General features: G+C 70.8%; 18 protein-coding genes and 1 pseudogene. 9 read left to right on the top strand and 10 right to left on the bottom strand.

Going from position 1 to position 20,146, the window contains the following annotated elements; translation table 11 throughout:
- Window positions 1–80: 80 nt before the first annotated feature.
- Window positions 81–1,070 (bottom strand): NAD-dependent epimerase/dehydratase family protein, encoded by a 990-nt coding sequence (locus tag ACFZAX_RS12225; RefSeq protein ID WP_390961090.1) that lies wholly within the window; start codon window positions 1,068–1,070, stop codon window positions 81–83.
- A gap of 549 nt (window positions 1,071–1,619) precedes the next feature.
- Between ACFZAX_RS12225 and ACFZAX_RS12220 the strand changes: the two genes are divergently transcribed.
- On the top strand, window positions 1,620–2,336 hold the full coding sequence (locus ACFZAX_RS12220) for a hypothetical protein (RefSeq protein ID WP_390961089.1): 717 nt from the start codon (window positions 1,620–1,622) through the stop codon (window positions 2,334–2,336).
- Window positions 2,337–2,767: 431 nt separating this feature from the next.
- Here ACFZAX_RS12220 and ACFZAX_RS12215 read toward each other — a convergent pair whose 3' ends face one another.
- The 7 genes from ACFZAX_RS12215 to ACFZAX_RS12185 all read right to left on the bottom strand — a co-directional run bounded on the left by ACFZAX_RS12215 (window position 2,768) and on the right by ACFZAX_RS12185 (window position 11,169).
- Entirely contained in the window at window positions 2,768–3,958 is a 1,191-nt protein-coding gene (locus ACFZAX_RS12215) for an aromatic acid exporter family protein (protein ID WP_390961088.1), read from the bottom strand.
- Window positions 3,959–4,098: 140 nt separating this feature from the next.
- Window positions 4,099–5,577 carry an aminotransferase class I/II-fold pyridoxal phosphate-dependent enzyme gene (locus tag ACFZAX_RS12210; protein WP_390961087.1) on the bottom strand — a complete coding sequence of 493 codons (1,479 nt, stop codon included), beginning with the start codon at window positions 5,575–5,577 and terminating at the stop codon, window positions 4,099–4,101.
- Window positions 5,578–5,739: 162 nt separating this feature from the next.
- Window positions 5,740–8,019 (bottom strand): catalase, encoded by a 2,280-nt coding sequence (locus tag ACFZAX_RS12205; protein ID WP_390961086.1) that lies wholly within the window; start codon window positions 8,017–8,019, stop codon window positions 5,740–5,742.
- A gap of 120 nt (window positions 8,020–8,139) precedes the next feature.
- Complete coding sequence (locus ACFZAX_RS12200; RefSeq protein WP_390961519.1) at window positions 8,140–9,192, bottom strand: iron-containing redox enzyme family protein; 1,053 nt, start codon at window positions 9,190–9,192, stop codon at window positions 8,140–8,142.
- Window positions 9,193–9,230: 38 nt separating this feature from the next.
- The gene (locus ACFZAX_RS12195; RefSeq protein WP_390961084.1) at window positions 9,231–9,539 is read right to left on the bottom strand and encodes a CDGSH iron-sulfur domain-containing protein; all 309 of its coding nucleotides are present in this window, start codon (window positions 9,537–9,539) and stop codon (window positions 9,231–9,233) included.
- Window positions 9,540–9,549: 10 nt separating this feature from the next.
- Window positions 9,550–10,245: a HemK2/MTQ2 family protein methyltransferase gene (locus ACFZAX_RS12190; RefSeq protein WP_390961517.1), complete on the bottom strand. Its 696-nt coding sequence runs from the start codon at window positions 10,243–10,245 to the stop codon at window positions 9,550–9,552.
- Between the two features lie 141 nt (window positions 10,246–10,386).
- Window positions 10,387–11,169: a VOC family protein gene (locus ACFZAX_RS12185; RefSeq protein WP_390961082.1), complete on the bottom strand. Its 783-nt coding sequence runs from the start codon at window positions 11,167–11,169 to the stop codon at window positions 10,387–10,389.
- A 267-nt stretch (window positions 11,170–11,436) separates the two neighbouring features.
- Between ACFZAX_RS12185 and ACFZAX_RS12180 the strand changes: the two are divergent.
- The 3 genes and pseudogenes from ACFZAX_RS12180 to ACFZAX_RS12170 all read left to right on the top strand — a co-directional run.
- Window positions 11,437–11,565, top strand: a pseudogene (locus ACFZAX_RS12180) (plasmid stabilization protein); the annotation flags it as partial.
- Window positions 11,566–11,629: 64 nt separating this feature from the next.
- Window positions 11,630–11,830, top strand: a complete 201-nt coding sequence (locus tag ACFZAX_RS12175; RefSeq protein WP_390961081.1) for a hypothetical protein — start codon at window positions 11,630–11,632, stop codon at window positions 11,828–11,830.
- A gap of 103 nt (window positions 11,831–11,933) precedes the next feature.
- The gene (locus tag ACFZAX_RS12170; protein WP_390961080.1) at window positions 11,934–13,118 is read left to right on the top strand and encodes an alcohol dehydrogenase catalytic domain-containing protein; all 1,185 of its coding nucleotides are present in this window, start codon (window positions 11,934–11,936) and stop codon (window positions 13,116–13,118) included.
- Window positions 13,119–13,565: 447 nt separating this feature from the next.
- Here the strand turns inward: ACFZAX_RS12170 and ACFZAX_RS12165 are convergent, their stop codons facing one another.
- Window positions 13,566–14,108: a hypothetical protein gene (locus ACFZAX_RS12165; protein ID WP_390961079.1), complete on the bottom strand. Its 543-nt coding sequence runs from the start codon at window positions 14,106–14,108 to the stop codon at window positions 13,566–13,568.
- A 389-nt stretch (window positions 14,109–14,497) separates the two neighbouring features.
- Window positions 14,498–15,322, bottom strand: coding sequence for an IclR family transcriptional regulator C-terminal domain-containing protein (locus ACFZAX_RS12160; RefSeq protein ID WP_390961077.1), 825 nt, complete (start codon window positions 15,320–15,322; stop codon window positions 14,498–14,500).
- A 71-nt stretch (window positions 15,323–15,393) separates the two neighbouring features.
- Between ACFZAX_RS12160 and ACFZAX_RS12155 the strand changes: the two genes are divergently transcribed.
- From ACFZAX_RS12155 to ACFZAX_RS12135, 5 genes are all read left to right on the top strand, one after another.
- Complete coding sequence (locus ACFZAX_RS12155; protein ID WP_390961076.1) at window positions 15,394–16,344, top strand: amidohydrolase family protein; 951 nt, start codon at window positions 15,394–15,396, stop codon at window positions 16,342–16,344.
- Window positions 16,345–16,463: 119 nt separating this feature from the next.
- Window positions 16,464–17,129: a hypothetical protein gene (locus ACFZAX_RS12150; RefSeq protein WP_390961075.1), complete on the top strand. Its 666-nt coding sequence runs from the start codon at window positions 16,464–16,466 to the stop codon at window positions 17,127–17,129.
- 280 nt (window positions 17,130–17,409) lie between these two features.
- Window positions 17,410–17,958 (top strand): DUF2243 domain-containing protein, encoded by a 549-nt coding sequence (locus ACFZAX_RS12145; RefSeq protein ID WP_390961074.1) that lies wholly within the window; start codon window positions 17,410–17,412, stop codon window positions 17,956–17,958.
- Window positions 17,958–18,806 (top strand): cytochrome c oxidase assembly protein, encoded by an 849-nt coding sequence (locus ACFZAX_RS12140; protein WP_390961073.1) that lies wholly within the window; start codon window positions 17,958–17,960, stop codon window positions 18,804–18,806. Before ACFZAX_RS12145 ends, ACFZAX_RS12140 begins: the two co-directional genes overlap by 1 nt.
- Before the next feature lie 237 nt (window positions 18,807–19,043).
- Complete coding sequence (locus tag ACFZAX_RS12135; protein ID WP_390961514.1) at window positions 19,044–20,024, top strand: TIGR03557 family F420-dependent LLM class oxidoreductase; 981 nt, start codon at window positions 19,044–19,046, stop codon at window positions 20,022–20,024.
- Window positions 20,025–20,146: the final 122 nt, after the last annotated feature.

Raw genomic sequence — 20,146 nt, 5'->3', positions numbered from 1 at the left:
CTCCGGCCCCGGGGCGCCTGGGGCCGCCCCGGACAACTCCCGCATGCCACGGGCGCTCGCCGGACCGGCTCATCCGCTCCTCAGCCCGCTTTCGTGAACTCCCGCATCCCCTCGTCGAAGCCGATCTCCGGCTTCCAACCCAGCTCGGTCCGCAGGCGCGAGGAGTCGGCCGTGATGTGCCGGACGTCGCCCAGACGGTACTCGCCCGTGACGACGGGCCCGGGACCCCCGCAGGCGCCGGCCAGGGCCCGCGCCATCTCGCCGACGGTGTGCGGCTCCCCGCTGCCGGTGTTGTACACCGTCAGTGCCCCGTCCCGCGCGGCGGCCTCCAACGCCGCCACGTTCGCGGCAGCAACGTCCCGTACGTGCACGAAGTCCCGTCGCTGCCGCCCGTCCTCGAAGACCCGTGGCGCCTCGCCCCGGGCCAGTGCGGAACGGAAGAAGGAGGCCACTCCCGCGTACGGGGTGTCGCGGGGCATCCGGGGCCCGTACACGTTGTGGTAGCGCAACGACACCGCCGAACCGCCCGTCGAACGGGCCCAGGCCGCCGCCAGATTCTCCTGCGTGAGCTTGGTCGTCGCGTACACGTTGCGCGGATCGAGAGGGGAGTCCTCAGCGGTGAGGCCGGCGGACAGCTGGTTCCCGCACGACGGGCACCTCGGCTCGTACACGCCCGCACCGAGGTCGCCGGCGGTTCGTGGACCGGGCCGCACCACCCCGTGCCGGACGCAGTCGTACCGCCCCTCCCCATACACCACCATCGACCCGGCCAGCACGAGCCGGCCCACGCCGGCCGCCGCCATCGCGGACAGCACGACGGCCGTACCCAGGTCGTTGTGGGAGACGTACTCCGCCGCGTCGGCGACCCCGTTCCCCAGCCCGACCATGGCAGCCTGGTGGCAGACCGCGTCGATCCCGTGGAGTGAACGGGCGACCGCCGCCGCATCGCGTACGTCCGCTCCCGGATCGTCCCGCACGTCGTACACCACCGCCTCATGGCCGTACGAACGCAACGCATCGACGACATGGGACCCGATGAAGCCGGCTCCGCCGGTGACCAGAACACGCATACGGGCACGTTAAGCCCGCCGTGCACGACGACTCCGTGACAGGCCGGGTACGTCATCACTCCGTAAGGAGGCACCCGGCAAGGCGGGGGAGGAAGTGGGGTCCGGCTGGGGCGGATGGGCCGCGACGGGAAGCCCGCCCATGTGTCCCGTGCTTTCGGCACCGCGGCGGCCAGGGAGCCCGGCCTGTGACAGCGTCGATCGGACGCGCCTCCTCGCATGCGCAGTGCTGCACGGCGGCCCGGAAGCTACCACGGAGATCATCACTCCGCCTGGCTGGGGCGAGCGTCGCCCGACGCGGCACCAGGCGTGCGGCTGACGCTCGCGCGACCGGGTCGCGCAACGGCGTCAAGCGGTCCGGGTGGCACGCTCCTCGGTTCGGGTGGATGCCGTTGGTAACGCCCGTGTGAGACTGCACCAACCTTGCGAAGCTCCCCCGGCCGACCTTGCGGCGCGCCGCTCCGTATGTCGGCGCTCCGGTGGCGGGAAGGGTTGCCCGAATCGGGGGAAGAGAACTGATCACAGTGCAGTCCCTGCTGAATGGAGTAGCGCATGGCGAGGAGCCGGGCAGAGACGAGGTTCAGGCATCCGCGTCATGAGCGGCGAGGTGAGGCGCGACTGCCCGCTGTCGCGGCGACCCTCGTGGCGATCGTCCTCTACCTGGCCCTTCCGCAACAGTTGCTGGTCGCCCCGCGGTTCGTACTGCCCGGCCTGGAACTGCTCCTCCTCGTCCCCCTGGTGGCGATCAACCCCCGACGCCTTACCCGCCAGACCCGGACGTTCCGCGTGCTGTCCCTGACCCTCGTGCTCGTGATCGCGGCGAGCAACATGACCGCGCTGGGCATCCTGGTCCACGAACTGATCCACGCCGGGGTGAAGGACGGTGCCGCGCTGCTCACGGCGGCCCTGCAGGTGTGGCTGACGAACATCATCGTGTTCGGGCTGGCCTTCTGGGAACTGGACCGCGGCGGCCCCGTCACGCGGACACAGGCACCCCGGGACGAACTACCCCTGGCGGACTTCCGGTTCTCCCAGGACGAGAACGACGACGCGATCCAGGAGGTCGCCGACGGTGCGAGCGGCACCTCGGACTGGGTGCCCACCCTCGTGGACTACCTGTACATCTCCGTGACGAACTCCACTGCCTTCAGCCCCACCGACACCATGCCGCTCTCCAGCCGCGCCAAACTGCTGATGAGCTTCGAGAGCATCGCGGCACTCACGACGTCACTGCTCGTCATCGCACGCGCCGTCAGCGTTCTGCACTGACATCGCGGGCAGCGTCGCGTCGGGGTTCCGGCAGTGTGCTCGACAGGTTCGCTCCGACCGTGACATTGGGATACCGGAGACCTGCGGCACACCGAGCCAACAGAGGGTCCCTGACCGCCTCTCCGCAGCCGACCGGGCCTCCGACCGGGCCTCCGACCGGGCCTCCGACCGGGCCTCCGGGCGGGGCCGGTTCCCGGAGTCCGCACGTGATCGACGCCGTACCTCGCGGTGGGACCCGGTCCGGGGGCTCTCTCCGTCGACCGGCGCACAGAGCAATGCCGGGGCCTGGAGGTCCACGGCGGCCGGCGGGACCAGGAACCGGTCTCGCCCGCTGCCCGGGCTGCGGACGTGGACCTGGAGGTCGTACCACCACGAGCCGTCGGCTTCCTCGCGCCGGGCCCTCACCACGGGCAGGAGGGTCGTCTGCGGGCCTACGCCCTGACCCAGTCGCTGAGGGTGTCGCAGGTGTACCGCACCTCTTCCTTGAGACGGGTGGCCTCGACGACGAGTACGCCGTAGGGCCGACCGGGATCGGACAGCGGAAGGGTGCGTGCGTCGGCCTCGACGACGACTTCGCGGCACCGGTCCTCGGTCTCCCCGGCCAGCCGGTCGAGCCTTTCGGTCTGCTGCGGCAGGGTCGCCTCGTCGAGGGTGCTCAGCGTGAGGGCCGTCTTTGACACCGCTTCCAGGAAGTCGGCGTACCGGACCAGAAACGGCTGGTAGACGTATTCGTTCTCCTCGTCGTGCCACTGGTCGAGGCATCTGGTCATGGAGGCCAGCTGGTACAAGGTCCTCTCCAGTGCGCCGAGCACCGAGGCATAGCCCTGGAACGTGAGGTGGCCGCGGTGGCGGGGCAGCAGTCGGCGCGGGTTGTAGCGGACGCTCTCCACGGCGGTGTCGAGACCGGCTCTGGCCTGTTCGATGAGGCTGCCGGTCCGGGCGGCCCGGTCGCGCCAGCGGGCGGTGGTGTCCGCGTCGAGGGTTCCGTCGCGCAGGGCGGGGTGCATGTCGGACGTGAGGTCGTGAAGCGTACGGGCCAGGACACGGACGGCGTGTTCGGCGCTGCGGTAGCGCAGGGGCGGGGCGATGGCGACGTTGACGGCGGTGCCGATGGCGCAGCCGATGAGGACCAGGAGCACGATCTGCCCCAGTCGGCTGACTCTGGTGGAGTCGTCGGTGGTGCTGACGTAGGTGGAGAACGCGAAGAGGGCGGCGGTGGCCACCTGCGGGCCCTGTGCCCCCAGGACGCGCAGGCGGCTGATGGACAGGGCGATCACCGCCACGAGTACGAAGGTCAGCAGATCCGGGCCGGCGAGGAAGCCCAGCAGGGCCTGGACTGCGACTCCCACCGTGACCGCCCCGACATAGCGAAGGGACTGCACGACGGACTGGTAGACGGTGACGTACATGATCGTCACCGCGGAGAACGGGGCGAACGCCGGTGACGTGGCGTCCATGAGGTCGTAGGACACCAGCCAGGCGAGGGTGGCGGCGAGGGTGCTCTTGCCGATCAGCAACAGGGTGTGCCGCTCGGAACTGTCTTCGTACGCCGCCCTTCGCCACCAGCCGGCCAACCGCCCGGCCCCTCTCGGCTCTCCCGCGGTCGTCTGGTCATCGGCCATGCCGTGGCTGCCTCCGTTCTCCGTTCGTCCGGGTCAGTGCCGTGTTCCCGGGTGTCGAAGCCGGGGTTGCCGCGGGGCTGGGCGGTGGCGGTGGGCGGGGCGCGGGGCCGCAGCGGCTGGCGCCGCCCCCGGGGGGCGGGTCAGTCCGCGTCCACGTCGCGCACGGAGACGCGGATGGTGTCCAGGGTGCCGTCCGCCGCGTCGGGGATCAGCATCCCGGCGCGAGCCCCGCCGCGCAGGTAGTCCACCACGGCCTGGTCGAGTACTTCGCCGGGGAGGACGGCGGGGACCCCGGGCGGGTAGGGCGTGAGCATTTCGGCGCAGATCCGGCCGACCGCCCGTTCGGCGGGGATCTGCTCGACCTCTCCGAAGAACGCATCGCGGGGGAGGGTCGCCTGGTGGAGCCGGAGTTCGCCCGGGTCCGGCAGGCGGATGTCCGGTGCGGCCGGCAACTCGTCCGCGTGGGCGACGAGATCACGCAGCCCGTCGAGGAGCCGGGTGGTGGTGATGTCGTCGTCGGCGTACGTCAGCTGGGCGTTGACGCGTCGGTGGTCCGAGGTGTGCAGGTTGATGTGGTGGTTCCGGCGCAGCCAGTCGGCGGCGGTGTAGCCGTCGAACGGTACGTCGCTCAGGTCGATGAAGACCTGCAGCGGGTCCAGGTCCGCGGCTCGTCCGGCGCCGCAGAAGTCGGCGCGTCCGTTGACGTGCAGACCGCCGATGTCCTGGATGGCCGCGCGAACCCGGTGGGCGCGCGCGAGGGCCTCGGTCAGGAGTTCGCGGCCGTGCTCCACCATCTGCCGTCGCCACCCGTCGAGGGCTGCGTAGACGAGTACCGACGGGCTGGTGGTGTCGAGCAGGTCGGCGCGGGCGGCGAGGGTGTCCTTGGTGACGAGGTCGCCCTGGAGATGGAAGACCGATCCCTGCTCGAGCCCGGAGCCCATCTTGTGGACCGAGGTCACGCAGACGTCGGCGCCGGCGTCCATCGCCCAGGTGGGCAGATCGGGGTGGAAGGGCAGGTGGGCTCCCCACGCCTCGTCCACGATCAGCGGAACTCCGCGTCGGTGGCAGAGCTCCGCGATGGCTCCGACGTCCGCGCAGGTGCCGTAAGGGGTGGGACTGGTGACCAGGGCCCCGCGCGCGTCGGGGTGTTCCTCGAACGCTGCCCGGAAGGCGTCGGGGACCGGCGGGTGGGCGAGGTGGAGGCCTGTGTCCCACTGGGGATCGACCCAGACGGGACGGATGCCCGCGAGGATCAGGCCCGAGATCACCGACTTGTGGACGTCGCGCCCGACCAGCAGCTTCTGATGCGGCCCTGCGACGGACAACATCGCGGCCTTCACCGAGAGAGAGCTGCCACACGTGGAGAAGAAGGTGTGCTCGGCGCCCACCGCGTCCGCCATCAACACCTCGGCGCGCTCCATGACTTTGTGTGACATCGTCCGGTCGTCCAGACCGGACACCGCCAGCATGTCCGCCCGGAAAAGAGCGTCGCCCAGGACGGCCCGGACCCTCGGATCGGCACCCCGGCCCTGTTTGTGGCCGGGAGGGGTGAACGGCAGCTGGTCCTTCGCCTGGTACGCGGCCAAGGCGTCGAGTACGGGAGCTTCGGAGTGGTCCATGAGGTGCGGCTTTCCGATGCGGGAGGGACGAAACTCGAGGGCGGGACCGGGCGGGGCCGTGCCGTACACCTGGAGGGGCGCACACGCGGTCGCGCCACGCGTACGCCGCTCCAGGTGGACCTCCGGGCGGTTCATGGGACTGCCGCCCGAACGGCAGCTCTGTCAGAGGGTGGGTGTGAAGCGGTCCCAGGCGCGGTGTGCTGCGAGCAGGCCGGTGATGGTCTGGAGTACGTGGGAGGGTGCTTCGTCGACGACGACGCCGAGGGAGCCGGCGGGGAGGCCCGCTGCCGCGAGGGCGTCGGTTCCTTCGCCCCAGGCGCCGAGGGCCTTGCCGTGGCGGAACGCCTCGCCGATCATCAGCAGCAGGCGGGGATCGACGGCGAGGACGGCGGCGGCCGCGTCGTCCGCCTTGGCGTCCCGTGCTCCGTAGCCGTCGGCTGCCGGGCCGGGTGCTCCGGCCAGCAGGATTGCGTCGAATTCGATGGACCGGGCGGTGGCGAAGGTGCGCTGCACGGTGACGGGGTCGTCGCCCTGGCCGAGGGTGCCTCCCTGCGGGGCGACGATGAGGGGGACCATGCCGGCGTCGAGGATCGCGCGGCGTACGGCTCGTACCCCGTCGAGATCGTCGGATCCGTCCGTGACGATGCCGATGATCCGGCCGTCGAGCGGCCACTCCCCGCCGATCTGGGAGAGCGCGGGGCTTGGTTCGACCGTTGCCGGCGCGATGGTCGGCTCGGGGGCGGGGAGCCCCAGACCGGTCGCGACCTGGGCGCAGAGGTCGGAGTCGATGTTGGCGAGGACCTGGAGTCCGCGCACCTTGATGGCTTCTTCCCAGCACTTGCCGAGCTCGAAGGTGTAGGCGGCGACGATGTGCTCGCGTTCCGTGGGGGTCATGCTGAGCCAGAACAGCCGGGCCTGGCTGAAGTGGTCGTCGAAGGACGCCGGCGCCTCGCGCACCTTGCGCGCGGCGGGGAGCTCGACGGGCACGTCGATGAAGGCTCCGGTGTCGGCGCCCGCGGTGAACGGGCAGCCGCCGTCGAGGGAGTTGGGGCGGTAGGGTGCGACGCCCCGGTGGACGGCGGTCTGGTGCATGCCGTCGCGCAGCATGTCGTTGACGGGGGTGTGTGTGCGGTTGATGGGCAGCTGGCCGAAGTTGGGGCCGCCGAGGCGGCTGATCTGGGTGTCGAGGTAGGAGAAGAGGCGCCCTTGCAGGAGCGGGTCGTTGGTGACGTCGATGCCGGGGACGAGGTGGCCGAGGTGGAAGGCGACCTGTTCGGTCTCGGCGAAGTAGTTCGACGGGTTGGCGTTGAGGGTCATCAACCCGATGGGCTGGACGGGGGCGAGCTCTTCGGGCACGATCTTCGTCGGGTCGAGCAGGTCGATGCCTTCGAAGGTCTGTTCCTCGGTGTCGGGGAAGGTCTGGACGCCGAGTTCCCACTGGGGGAAGGCGCCCGCCTCGATGGCGTCGGCGAGGTCGCGGCGGTGGAAGTCGGGGTCGACGCCGGCGGCGATCTGTGCCTCCTCCCAGACCAGGGAGTGCACGCCGAGTTTCGGCTTCCAGTGGAACTTCACCAGGGTGGTGCGGCCTTCCGCGTCGACCAGGCGGAAGGTGTGGACACCGAAGCCTTCCATCATCCGGTAGGAGCGCGGGATACCCCGGTCGGACATGTTCCACAGGGTGTGGTGGGTGGCCTCGGTGTGCAGGGTGACGAAGTCCCAGAAGGTGTCGTGCGCGCTCTGTGCCTGAGGGATCTCCCGGTCCGGGTGCGGCTTCCCGGCGTGGATGATGTCGGGGAACTTGATGGCGTCCTGGATGAAGAACACCGGGATGTTGTTGCCGACGAGGTCGAAAACACCCTCCTCGGTGTAGAACTTCGTCGCGAAGCCACGGGTGTCACGCACGGTGTCGGCCGATCCGCGCGAGCCCAGGACGGTGGAGAACCGGACGAACACCGGGGTCTCCACGTCTTTGGCGAGGAATGCGGCCTTGGTGATCCCCGCCGCTGTTCCGTAGCCGCGGAAGACGCCGTGCGCGGCGGCGCCCCGGGCGTGGACGACACGCTCGGGGATCCGCTCGTGGTCGAAATGGGTGATCTTCTCCCGCAGGTGGTGGTCCTGCAGGAGCACGGGTCCGCGCGGTCCGGCCTTGAGCGAATGGTCGGTGTCGTACAGCCGGGCGCCCTGGGCCGTCGTCAGGTACGCCCCGCTCTGCGCGTTCCGGGCCTGGTCCGCACCCGTCGGCTGCCCGGTGGGGCTGACCGTCTCCGGCCCCGTCTGGTCGGATTTCGGCGGCAGAGGCTCGCGCGGTGTGGTCGGCTCCTGCACCGACGGCGGAAGCGAGCCCGGCACCCCGGGCACTCCGCCGGGCGGTCCGTCGGTGCCCAGCAGGGCGTCCGCCGCCTTCTCCGCCGCCGCTTTCAGAGGGTTCTTCTTCTCAGTCATGAAATCTCCTTTAGCCGGAAAAGCTAAGAAAAACGCCCAAAATTGTGCATTCGAAGAGAATGCGCCGACTGCGCCACCTGTTCGGACTCAGAGGGGTGGCGGTGCGGCGCACCGCCACCCTCAGCTGCCTGCTGCAGCAGGCAGGGGAGAAGCTGCCGGTTTCAGGGGCTCGCGCAGCGCTGTGCGACCTTCGCGCCAAGAGGTCAGAAGGTGTGCCGCGAGCCGGTTCTCCAGCAGCTCGGTGGCTTCGATACCGAGGACGATGTCAGCGGCCAACCACGGCTCGTCTTCCAGCAGTCCGCCGATCACCTCGCGCCGCACGATCTGTTCGTGCACCGCGTCCGCCTCCACGTGCTCGGTGTAGAAGCGCTGTGCCGCGGGGCCCGCACCGGCACGCCGTAGTGCCTGGGCGAGCCTGCGCGAGCCCGGTGACGAGGTGATCTCCACGGCGGCGAAGTGCCCGACCAGCGCGCCGCGCAGCGACCGGTGCAGCCCGAAGAGCGACATCAGGTTGACGGTGGCGAGCGCCTCGGACGGCGCCGCGTCCACGTACGCCCCGTATGCGGTGTTCAGGCTGAGGTCGGCCATGAGGTCGGCGAACAGCCGGGCATGGACGTCCTCGGCCCGTCCGGCTCCGAACTCGTCGTACTCGATGGCTACCATCGCCGCTTTCGCCCGGCCCTGCAGCCTCGGAACCACCCACAGGTGCGGGTCGGCCTCCTTGAGGTGGTAGAGCGAGCGCAGGGCGGCGTACTCCCGCAGTTGCCAGAGGCTCGCTTCCTGCAGGAGGTGGTGGCTGACGCTGGTGCCGTCGTCGCCCACCGGTTCCACCAGCAGCGGTTCGACCGCCTTCGCCACGTCCGCGTCGCCCGACGTCTGTGCCCGTACGGCGTCGAGGAAGTGCCGCTCGGCGGCCGACCGCACCGCCAGAACCGCCGGGTCCCACTCCAGCTCCTCGTCGACCGACGCGAAACCCCGGTAGTGCGTCTCGTACAGGACGTACATCAGCAGCTGCAGGTCGTCGCCGAACGGGTCGGCCCGGTGGACGTCGTCGTCCGACGGCAAGCGCGTGCGGTTGCCGGTGAGGTACGCGACCACGGCGGCGGACAGGACGCCCCGCGGACGCGGCAGGCGGGGGCCTGCCTCGGCGCGGCCTGAGGGACCGGTGGGTATCGGCGCGGGGCGCGCCGGGTCGGTATACGCGGCGGCCTTCACGGTGTGGTCTCCTCACTCGCGGAGGGATGTGCGGGCCGGTGCCCGGCGGTTGCCTGCTTCGGCCCGGGTTCGTCGGGCGGTGCGGACTCCCGCTCGCGCCGGCGGTGGCTGGTGTCGCACCAGGGGTAGGCACGGCTGCGGCGGCAGGTGCACACCGCCGTGGTGAACCGCTCCGAAGTCACGGCGCGCCCGTCGGGCATGCGCACGGTGACAGGGCCCTCGATCAGCACCGGCCCCCCGGGGACCACGGTCACCAGACGGGCGCGAGGGGCGCCGGCCGGTGTTTCCCCGCCCGGCCCGGTCACGGTTGTCTCCTCAGTTCTTTCGCGCACGGATGATCACCAGTTCCTCGGTGGTGGCACCCGGTGGCAGCAGACCGGAGTCGCGGAGCCAGCCCAGGCGCCCTCGCAGCACCGGCCCGAACGGGATGGACAGCCGATCGCTGACGGATGCGCTCAGGCCGGCACGTTCCAGGCGGCGGACGCTTTCGTCGGGGCGGCTGAGCGCCGAATGCACCATCAACAGCAGGCCGCCCGACCGCAGCGCGGCAGGCGCCGCATCACAGATGCGGTCGACCAGGGCGCGCCCGTCCGGACCGGCGTCCCAGGCACGTCCCGGCCCGTGCCGGGGGAGTGTGCGACGGGGCGCCGGTACGTAGGGCGGGTTGCTGATCACAGCGTCGAAGCGGCGGCCGGGCAGGGCTGCGAGGAGATCGCCCCGGTGCACGAAGACCGGCACCTTGGCGAGCGAGGCGTTCACACGTGCCGCGGTCACCGCCCGCCGACTGATGTCGACCGCCGTCACCCGCGCACCCAACTGGGCCGCCCGCACTGCCAGGGTTCCGGTCCCGGTGCAGAGATCCAGGACGTCCATGCCGGGGCCGACGCCCTCCCGCCGCAGGGCGGCGGCCAGGAAGTAGCTGTCGGTCTGAGGGGCGTAGACACCCGGGAGCCGCACGGTCCTTCTCGGCCGCACCGTGACAGCGCCCGCACTCATCGCGATGGGTCCCATCACCATCACGACATCCTCTCTGTAGGCGATAGCACCATGCCGCTGACCGTCACGCCCTTTCAGCGGCCTGTCGGCGGCATTCCGCTTCTGCCCCCCGGCCCCGGCTGTACGCCTGCGTGATCCCTGCCCGGTGTCCCGTGCTCAGGGACGACGGTGCGTCAGGGTGAAGAGTCCGCCCGTCGGGTCCTGCAGCGTCCGTGAAAACCCCTTGGGCGTCCAACTCGTGGAGGGCAGGCGAGGGCGACGACCGCCTGCTCGTACCGCCGCCACCACAGCGGCCTCGACGTCGTCGACGCTGAAGTTCACCAGCCAGCGCGGACGCAGGTGGGGCTCGGCCGATCCGGGTGCTCCGCCGCCCCGGAAGGTGAGGGCGACCGTGCCCTCCGACTCCACCAGAACGTGGTCGTCCTGGTAGGCGACGTCGATCCCGGGCTCCTCGGCCCAGCCGAGCACTCCGCCGTAGAACAAGGCGGCATCGAAGACGTTGCGGGTCTGCAGATCGACCCGAGAACGGACCCGGGACTCACCCGTCCACGCCGGAACGGTTCCCTCCCAGAACCCGAAGGTCGCGCCTTCCGGATCCGCTGCCAGACCGGCACGGCCCGCGCCCAACGCCACCGGGCCGACGGCAACGGTGGCACCTCGCTCCTGCACCCTGGCCGCGGTCGTATGGGCGTCGCGGACCACGAAGTAGGGGGTCCACTCGGACTCCGGAGCGAAGCCCGGCTTTCGCGTGCCGAGCACCGCCACCGGTGCACCATCGGCAAAAGCCACCAGGAATTGATTCCCCAGAGGACTGGGCTGGAACTCCCAGCCCAGGACCGCCGCGTAGAACGCTCGGACCGCAGGCAGATCTTCCACCATCAGGTTGACCCAGCACGGAATACCCGGCGCGGGCAGCCGCTGCCCGGTGATCGCAGACATCAAAGCCCTCCTCGGCCACATGTGCTTGATCCAGCCTCCCACCCTCGCGGTCAAAGGCCGGGACCCGCTGAACGGGCGTTTCTCTCCACCGCGGAGAACCGGGCCCCGCCGCGGCGGGGCCCGGCCGTTCTCTCAGCTGTTCGGACCCTCCCGACTCGCACACTGCCGGGGGCCAGCCGCCAGATGGGGTGAGTACCCGACGACCGGGTAGGCGGAGATCGCCGACCCATGTACGCGTGGGCGGCCGTCCACGGTGTGCCCCCAGCGAGAGGAGAGGAACATGCCGCAGGGTCGGGGCCCACGAAGGACCAGCTGTACGCGGAGGCCAGGAAACATGGCATCGAAGGCCGCTCGTCGATGAAGAAGCCGGAGCCGGCCAAGGCTCCCGGGCGCTGAACCGTACCGGCGACGGTGTGACGCCCTCCACGGCCGCGATGCCCCCGTCCACATGAGGAGAAACATGAACCCCAGCAACCACGAGCGCGGGAAGAAGCCCTCCGACAGCGCCTCCGACGAAGTTCTCCACGAGATCGAGGACGCCGAGACGGAAGACGTGGCCGCCGGCGAGCAGCCCACCGGAGACGGAGACGGAGACGGTGAAGCCGCGGACGCGTTGACACCGAACGAAGAAGCGCAGGAAGACGCGCGAAAGCGCTCCTGAATCCCTCCGGCCCGACAACGCGTCGGACCACGCACCCTCCCCGAGCGGAAAGGGCAGCAGGAGCGCCCGGAACACCTGCACGTGATGCGAAAGGCAGACAGACATGAGGGCACTGACCTATCAGGGAAAGCGGGACGTCACGGTCGAGACCGTTCCCGATCCGAAGATCGAGCAGCCCGACGACATCATCGTGCGGGTCACCTCGACCGGGATCTGCGGTTCCGACCTCCACCTCTACGAGGTGCTCGGCCCCTACCTCGACCCCGGGGACATCCTCGGCCACGAGCCCATGGGCATCGTGGAGGAGGTGGGCCGTGAGGTGACCACGCTCTCCCCCGGCGACCGCGTGGTGATCCCGTTCAACGTCTCCTGCGGCCACTGCTACATGTGCGACCGGGGCCTGCACTCCCAGTGTGAGACGACCCAGGTACGCGAACGCGGCACCGGGGCCTCGCTCTTCGGATACACCAAGCTCTACGGCCAGATCCCCGGCGGGCAGGCGGAACTGCTCCGCGTCCCCTTCGGCGACAGCCTGCCGATCCAGGTCCCGCAGGGACCGCCGGACGACCGCTTCGTCTATCTCTCCGACGTGCTGCCCACCGCCTGGCAAGCCGTCGAGTACGCGGCGATCCCGCCCGGCGGCACGGTGACCGTACTCGGCCTCGGCCCCATCGGGGCGATGGCCGCACGGATCGCCCAGCACCGCGGGGCCGGCCTGGTCATCGGCGTGGACCTCGTACCGGACCGGCTGGAGCGCGCCAGCGCCTACGGCGCCAAGTGCCTCGACCTGCGGCGCTACGGCAAGGACCTCGGCGACGCGATCCGCGAGCTCACCGACGGGAGGGGCACCGACTCGGTCATCGACGCCGTCGGGATGGAAGCGCACGGAGCCCCCGTCGCCAAGGCGGCCCAGTGGGCGGTCGGGCTGATGCCGGACGCCCTCGGCGAACGCCTCATGGACAGGGCGGGCCTCGACCGGCTCTCCGCGCTGTACGCCGCGATCGACGCGGTGCGCCGCGGCGGCACGATTTCCCTGTCCGGCGTCTACGGCGGTTCCGCCGACCCGATGCCCCTGATGACCATGTTCGACAAGCAGATCCAGCTCCGCATGGGCCAGGCGAACGTGAAGCGCTGGGTCGACGACCTCCTGCCGCTCCTCACCGACGACGACCCCCTGGGCGTCGACACGTTCGCCACCCACCACCTGCCCCTGGAGCAGGGGCCCGAGGCGTACCGGACCTTCCAGCAGAAGACCGACGGCATGATCAAAACGCTCCTGATCCCCTGAGACCGGTCCTCTGCCGCCCAGGCCCTGTCGTGAAAGTCCCGCCCGCCCGGCGACGCCCGCCACGTACGCTCGCCGCGTTGTCGGGACCAGCCTGATCCGGTCGCCCTTGGCTGCTCGCCAGGCTCCGTCCCGCGGGTGGGAAGCGTTTTCATGGTGATGGCCACTGCCTGGGCGCGTGAGCCTAGGGGCCCCGTTCGGCGAAGCCCCGGGCGGGAGTTGCCCGGGCCCGGACGAGTCCGGTGCGGCCACCGTCCGGCCAGGTCTCGATCCTGGCAGCAGAGTCGGTGACGCAGGAACCGGCGCTTCCGGGGGGTGGCCGGTCACGTGGCTGCGGGTGCCGGTGAATCGGCGACTCCCCGGGCGGGGCCTCGTAGGGTCTGGCTTCAACGGCGGTTGTCGGAGACTCCGAGGGGTCAGGTGGCCGCCGCCGCGCCGGCTTCCGAGTGCTCAGCCGGTGATGACGATGCTGATCGGTCCCGAGATGCTGGTGACGCCTTGGGGGGTTGCGCACTGGAGGAGGTTGGGCGCGAGGTAGGTCACGATCTCTTGGAGAGCCTTGCCCGCGAAGCGGCCCGAGGTGATGGTGCCCGTACTGGTGACGATGAGCTGGCCGCCGGTGACGACCACCACGTAGGTGCCCTCGTAGTGACTGGTGGTGTTGTCGTTCCAGGTGAGGTCGAATGCGTCGTCGCCGATGGGCGGGGTGTAGAGGCAACTGGCTGTGGTGTCGAACGGTCCGAAACTGTGCCGGCCGGACGACACGGGGCCGCCGAGGCAGGTGGTGAGGTCGGAGGTGTTGGTGACCTCCGTCTGCTGGGTGGTGAGGGTGATGCCGGGCGAGTAGGTCTGGAGTCCGGTACCGGTGCAGACCATGATCACGGGGTCGGCGTGGGCGGTGGGTGCCGCCAGGAGGGCGGAGGTGAAAGCGAGCAGGAGCGCGGCCAGCATGCTCACGGCCGTGCGGAGTGGTTGGCGGGGCCGGTCGTTCATGGGAGCCCTTTCGCGACGCGGACTCGAGCGGGAGCCTGCATCGCGGACATCTCGTACGGATGCCAGGGATCCACACTTCGAGACTGTGGTCACTTGTGGTGACTTCATGACAGCATTGCGTGAACTCACGGGTCTGGCAACCCTCTTCGTGGGATTCGCTCTCGGCTCGTGCGCGCTGTCGGATCACCGCGTGGAGGCCGGCGCCAGGGCGGATGGCCACGGACCACACCGCCGGAGTGTCAGGCGTTCCTGCTCGGAGCAGCCGGCGGTCAGCGGTCCAGGCGCTTCGCCGCGCTCGAACAGGCCGACTCTCGCCGCAGTCGGCACGCCTTCGGCGTGGGTTCGGTGGCCTCAGGGCGCGGCATGGGCATCGCCGGGCGGTAGGCCCTTCACGGGCCGTCCTCCTCGAGCCGGCGGGAGATCGCGCGGGCGGTCGCCCGTACGGCCGGTCCGTAGCCGGCTTCCGTGAAGCCGGTGCTGGGCGCGACGACCGACAACGCCGCGACCACCTCGCCGCCGTTTCGCACCGGTGCGGCCATGGTGTCCACCGGCCAGGGGTGGCTCTGCCGGCCGTACGCGTGGTCTCCGCGCCGTGCTTCGGCGAGCGCGCGGCGCAGGTCGGCCGGGGTGCGGATGTCGTCGTGGCCCTGTCGGAGACGGCTCGTTGCGGGCTCGTAGGTGGTGATGGCCCGGTTCTGGACGTCCTTCGGCGCGAAGGCGAGGAGCACCAGTCCGACGCCGGTGGTGGTGAGCGGAAGGCGTCCTCCCACGCGGTAGCGCACAGGTCCTGCGTCCAGCGCGGACAGCCGCTCGACGAGCACCGCCTCGTCCTGTTCGCGGACGGCGAGCAGGACGTGCTGCCGGGTGACGTGGAAGAGGTCTTCCATGAACGGCATGGCCACGGATCGCAGGCCGTGGCCGCGCGGCGCCAAGGACGCGGTCTCCAACAGACGAAGGCCGACGACGTAGCGGCCGTCGTCGAGACGCTCCAGCGCACCCGCGTGGACCAGTGACCGGGCGAGCCGCAGGGCGCTGCTGCGGGGAGTACCGCTCCGCCGCGCGAGTTCGGCGAGCGTCTGCGCGCGGTGGTGGGTGTCGAACGTGCTGAGCAGGGCGAACGCCCGGTCGATGACAGGCTGTCCCGCAGCGGGCTTCCCGCCGCGTCGCCCGCTCGGGCTGCCGTTGTCCGCACCCGGTGTTTCATTCATCGGCATCACACGTGCCACCCTACGACGCCGTTCCTACGCTGGCTGAAGGTAAGCACCTGCAAGCGAAGGAGTTCCGCATGGCCCCCGCCGGTCTCATCGACGTACATGCCCACTTCGTCACCGACAGCTACGTCGCCGCGGCCCGGACCGCGGGGATCGAGCACCCCGACGGGATGCCCGGCTGGCCTGCGTGGAGCGTCGAACAGCATCTCGACCTGATGGACCGCTCGGGCATCGAGAAGTCCTACGTGTCGGTCTCCTCGCCGGGGGTGCACTTCGGGGACGACGCCGAGGCCCGTTCCCTCGCGCGCGAAGTCAACGAGTTCGGGGCCGGCGTCCGCGGCGAGCGCCCGCGGCGGTTCGGCCACTTCGCGTCCCTGCCGCTGCCCGACGTCGAGGGCGCGCTCGCGGAGGCCGCCCACGCCCTCGACGTACTCGGTGCGGACGGGGTGGCCGTGGAGACCAACCACCACGGCGTATACCTCGGCGACCCGCGGTTCGAACCTTTGTGGGAGGACTTCGACCGGCGGGGCGCCCTCGTCTTCGTCCACCCCACGTCCCCGCCCCACGCCGACGACGTCTCGCTGGGCCGGCCGCGGCCGATGCTGGAGTTTCTCTTCGACACCGCCCGCACAGCGAGCGACCTGCTCCTGGGCGGCGTGCTCACCCGTCACCCGCGGATCCGGTGGGTGCTGACCCACGGCGGGGGAGCGTTGCCGCTGCTCGCCGACCGCATCGACCTGTTCGGCTCCGTGTTCGGTGACGGCTCCACGGACGTGCCCGGCGCGGTGGAGCAGCTCGGCCGCCTCTGGTACGACATGGCCGGGACGCCCTTCCCGCGCCAGATCCCGGCCCTCGACGCCGCGTTCGGCACCGAGCGCCTGCTGTACGGCAGCGACTACTGCTGGACCCCCGTGGCGGGGGCGCTCGCCCAGGTCGCCTCCGTCGACTCCGCGGCGCAACCGTCGGCCACCGACACCTGGCGCGACCTCACCACGCGCAACGCGCGCCGCCTGTTCGACGCGTGACGCCAGAAGAAGCCCGTCACTCGAAGCGATCAGCCGTGATGGCATGAAGGAGAGAAGCGACCGCAGGCGACCTGCTGACCCCGCTGAACGCGAGCACCGCCGGCGGCGCGGTGCGGGCCGTGCGCGAACAGCACCGGGACGGCGCCGACTTCGTCAAGGCCGGTATGACGACCCGGGTCACCTTCCTGGCGGCCCTCCGGGAGGCGAACCGTCTCGGTATCCGGCTCGGCGGTCACCTGCCGGCCGACCTCGACCCCCGGGAGGCCGCGCGCGGCGGCGTGTGGTCGATCGAGCACCTCGGTCCCGGTGTCACCGTGTTCGCCGCGGTCTCCTCCAAGGAGGACGAGGTCCGCGCGAGCAACGCCACCCGCAAGCTCCCACCCATCCCCAAGATCAAGATCCCGGGCGCCGACAGACTGGCGACAAGGCTGTCAAGGGCATGGTCACGAACCCCGCGACCGCCACGTCCGAGCTGGAAGCGCACGCCTACAGCCTGGCCGACGGCTCGTACGACCAGCACAGGGCGGAAGAACTGGCGGCGGCTGATCGCCTACGACCACCGGCCCGTCGACGGCCCCTGGCCGCTGGCGCGCCTCGCCCGCTGGGCATCCCGCAACGCGCGGTGGGCGCCGTGGGCCGTCGTGGCCGGGCACGAGGGGCCCGGACGGCTCGGCGGTCCCGGGACCGTACGACTCCTGGTCACCACGGACGAGCTGCCCCTGCTGACCGAGGTCCACGACGACTGGAGGGACCACGCGGAAGACACCGGGCCGGACCCGGGGTGAGGACGACTGCGGAAGACGGGCCGCTGGTCCTCGCTGACCGGAAAGACACGGCAGATCGCCGCGGAGACACGGATTGCGCTCTTCCGGCGCGACCGACGTGGTGTATCGACCCGCTCCCCTTGTGGGCGCGCGGTGCGGCGACCCCGGCCGGGCGGGCCGAATGGCCCAGGCGACGGTGGTGGATCGACGGAGGTACCGCCCGCTCGTGCTCCGGGGACGGCGGTCGGGGGTATGCGTGGCCAGAACGTCCGCGTGCTGTCGACGGAACGGAGAACGGAAGATGGCGGGCACGACTACGGCGGAACCGAGCAGCCTGCAACTGCCGGGAATCGTCCTCGGAGTGGGACTGGGCGGATTCGTCGACGGGATCCTTCTCCACCAGCTCCTCCAGTGGCACCACATGCTCACCAGCACCAACCACGACCGCATCGGCGTCACGTACTACAGCCCGCACACCGTGTCGGGGCTGGAGATGAACACCGTCTGGGACGGCATCTTCCACACCGTGTGCTGGCTCGCCGTACTGCTGGGCCTGGCCGTCCTGTACTCCCGGGTCACCCACAACCGGCGGGCGGTGTGGACTTCACGCGTTCTGTGGGGCTGGATCGTGGTCGGCTGGGGCGTCTTCAACCTCGTCGAAGGCATCCTGGACCACCAGATCCTGGGCATCCACCACGTCCACGGCGGCCCCCATCAGGCCTGGTGGGACGCCGGCTTCCTCGTCCTGGGAGGGCTCTTCCTGGCCGGCGGCCACCTCCTCCGGCGCAGCGGCCGTCCCTTCGACCCGAGCGTCCACCGCGGTGCGGAGCAGTCCGGAGGTCGTGCCTGATGGAGGGGATGACGCCGCCCCACGGTCATGGCGGTGGGGGCTTGCCGGGGGCGGCGACGACCGTCCTGGTTCTGCTCGTCGCGGCAGGGGGCTACCTGTGCGCGGTCCGCCGGGCGAAGCGCCGCAACGCCGTGCGGGGCTGGAACTCCTGGCGGTCGGTCTCGTTCCTCACCGGTCTGGCGCTGCTCGGCATCGCCCTGCTTCCCCCGCTGGGGCACACCGCGCACACCGACTTCCGGGCGCACATGGCCCAGCACATGCTCGTCGGCATGTACGCGCCGCTGGCGCTGGCACTGGCCGCACCGCTCACCCTCGCGCTGCGGGCCCTCCCGGCCGACAGGGCCAGGCAGGCCACGGCAGTCCTGCACAGCCCGCCGGCACGCGTACTGTCCCACCCCGCGGTCGCCCTGCTGCTGAGCACGGGGACCCTGGCGCTGCTGTACTTCACCCCGCTGTACGACACCGCCATGGTTCACCCCGCGGGAAGCCGGCTGCTGCACACGCACTTCCTCCTGTCGGGGTACCTGTTCGCCCACGTGATGGCAGGCCCGGACCCCGCCCCGCACCGGGCCGGCGTCCCGGTCCGGCTGGTGTACCTGGGCATCGCGATCGCTTTCCACGCCTTGGTCGCGCAGGCGATGTACGGCGGGTTCTTCGTCCAGATCCACGCGCCCGTCGTCCAGGTCCAGCAGGGGGCCGAGATCATGTACTACGGCGGTGACGTCGCCGAACTCCTCCTGGCCGTCGCGCTGGTGGCCACGTGGCGGCCCGAGCGCCGCGTCAGGGTGTGGGGGAAAGCGGAAAGGCGGGGCCCGGATGCCGCGGCAGCCCCGTACCGAGCGCGGTGAGACGCCGCGTGACCTGCTGAGCAGCCCCCACGCCGGCCGAGCGGGCGGACCCGGTGGACATCGGCGCGCCCGGAAGGCTTTCCGGGCGGCATGACACACCTGCTTCCACGTCGGGCGCGAACACCCGAGTGGGTCCTCGGCCCAATGGGGGCCGTGTGCGGGCACCGACGTTATGCGGGGACACCGACGGGTACCCCTGTGCTGCCAAGGGCCATGGACGAGAGGAACGAGGACTACGTGAAGATCGGCTACAAGCTTGCCGCGGAGGCTTTCGGCCCGGGTGAACTGGTGAGACAGGCGGTGCTCGCGGAGCAGGCGGGATTCGACTTCGTCGAGATCAGCGACCACTACCACCCCTGGCTCGACGTGCAGGGGCATTCGCCCTTCGCCTGGAGCGTGCTGGGCAGCATCGCCGCCAAGACGTCACGGATCGGGCTTGCGACGGGGGTGACGTGCCCGACGGTGCGGTACCACCCGGCGATCATCGCTCAGGCCGCCGCGACGCTCGCTCTGTTGTCGGACGGCCGGTTCGTGCTCGGTGTCGGCTCGGGAGAACGGCTCAACGAGCACGTCGTGGGCCGTGGATTCCCCGATACGGTCCGGACCCGGCACGAGATGCTCAGGGAGGCCCTGGAGATCATCCGACTGCTCTGGCGCGGCGGGTACCAGTCCTTCGAGGGGAAGCACCTGCGGTTGGAGGACGCCAGGGTGTTCGATCTTCCCGTCGAGCCGCCCCTGATCGCGGTGGCCGCGAGCGGCCCGGAATCCACCCGCATCGCCGCCGAACTCGGCGACGGCCTGTTCGCCACCGAGGAGAAGCCCGAGATCGTCCGGCACTACCGAGACGCTGGTGGTACGGGACCGGGCTATGCGGAGGTGCCGATGGCCTGGGCGCCCGACGAGCACACCGCGGCACGGGCCGCCCTTCAGACCTCGCGCTGGGCCCTGACCGGGTGGAAGGTCATGAGTGAGCTGCCGAATCCCGTCAACTTCGACGCGGCCACGACGACCGTGCGCGAGGACGACATCCTGGAGAAGTTCGCCTGCGGCGCGGACCCCGCCCGGTACCTCCAGGTGGCGCAGAAGTTCGTCGACGCGGGGTTCGACCACCTCGTCATGCAGAACGCCGGCCCCGACCCGGACGGTTTCATCGACTTCTACCGCTCCGACCTCGACGGCCCGGTCAGGCAGCTCACGCCGAAGAGCGCGCGCGGCTGAACCGGACTCGCGCCGCGGTCCGGTCGAGCCGCACGAGGCCACGAGCCTCGATCCAGAAGTTGCCGCCTCCGTCGGCCCGGAAGGACCCTGGGCACCTCGGTACTTCGCGCGCGGGGGCAAGG

The sequence above is a fragment of the Streptomyces sp. NPDC008125 genome (genome assembly GCF_042957125.1).
GTDB lineage: Bacteria > Actinomycetota > Actinomycetes > Streptomycetales > Streptomycetaceae > Streptomyces.
Note: the sequence above shows the minus strand (reverse complement) of the source record. Positions and strands in the feature narration are given on the sequence as shown.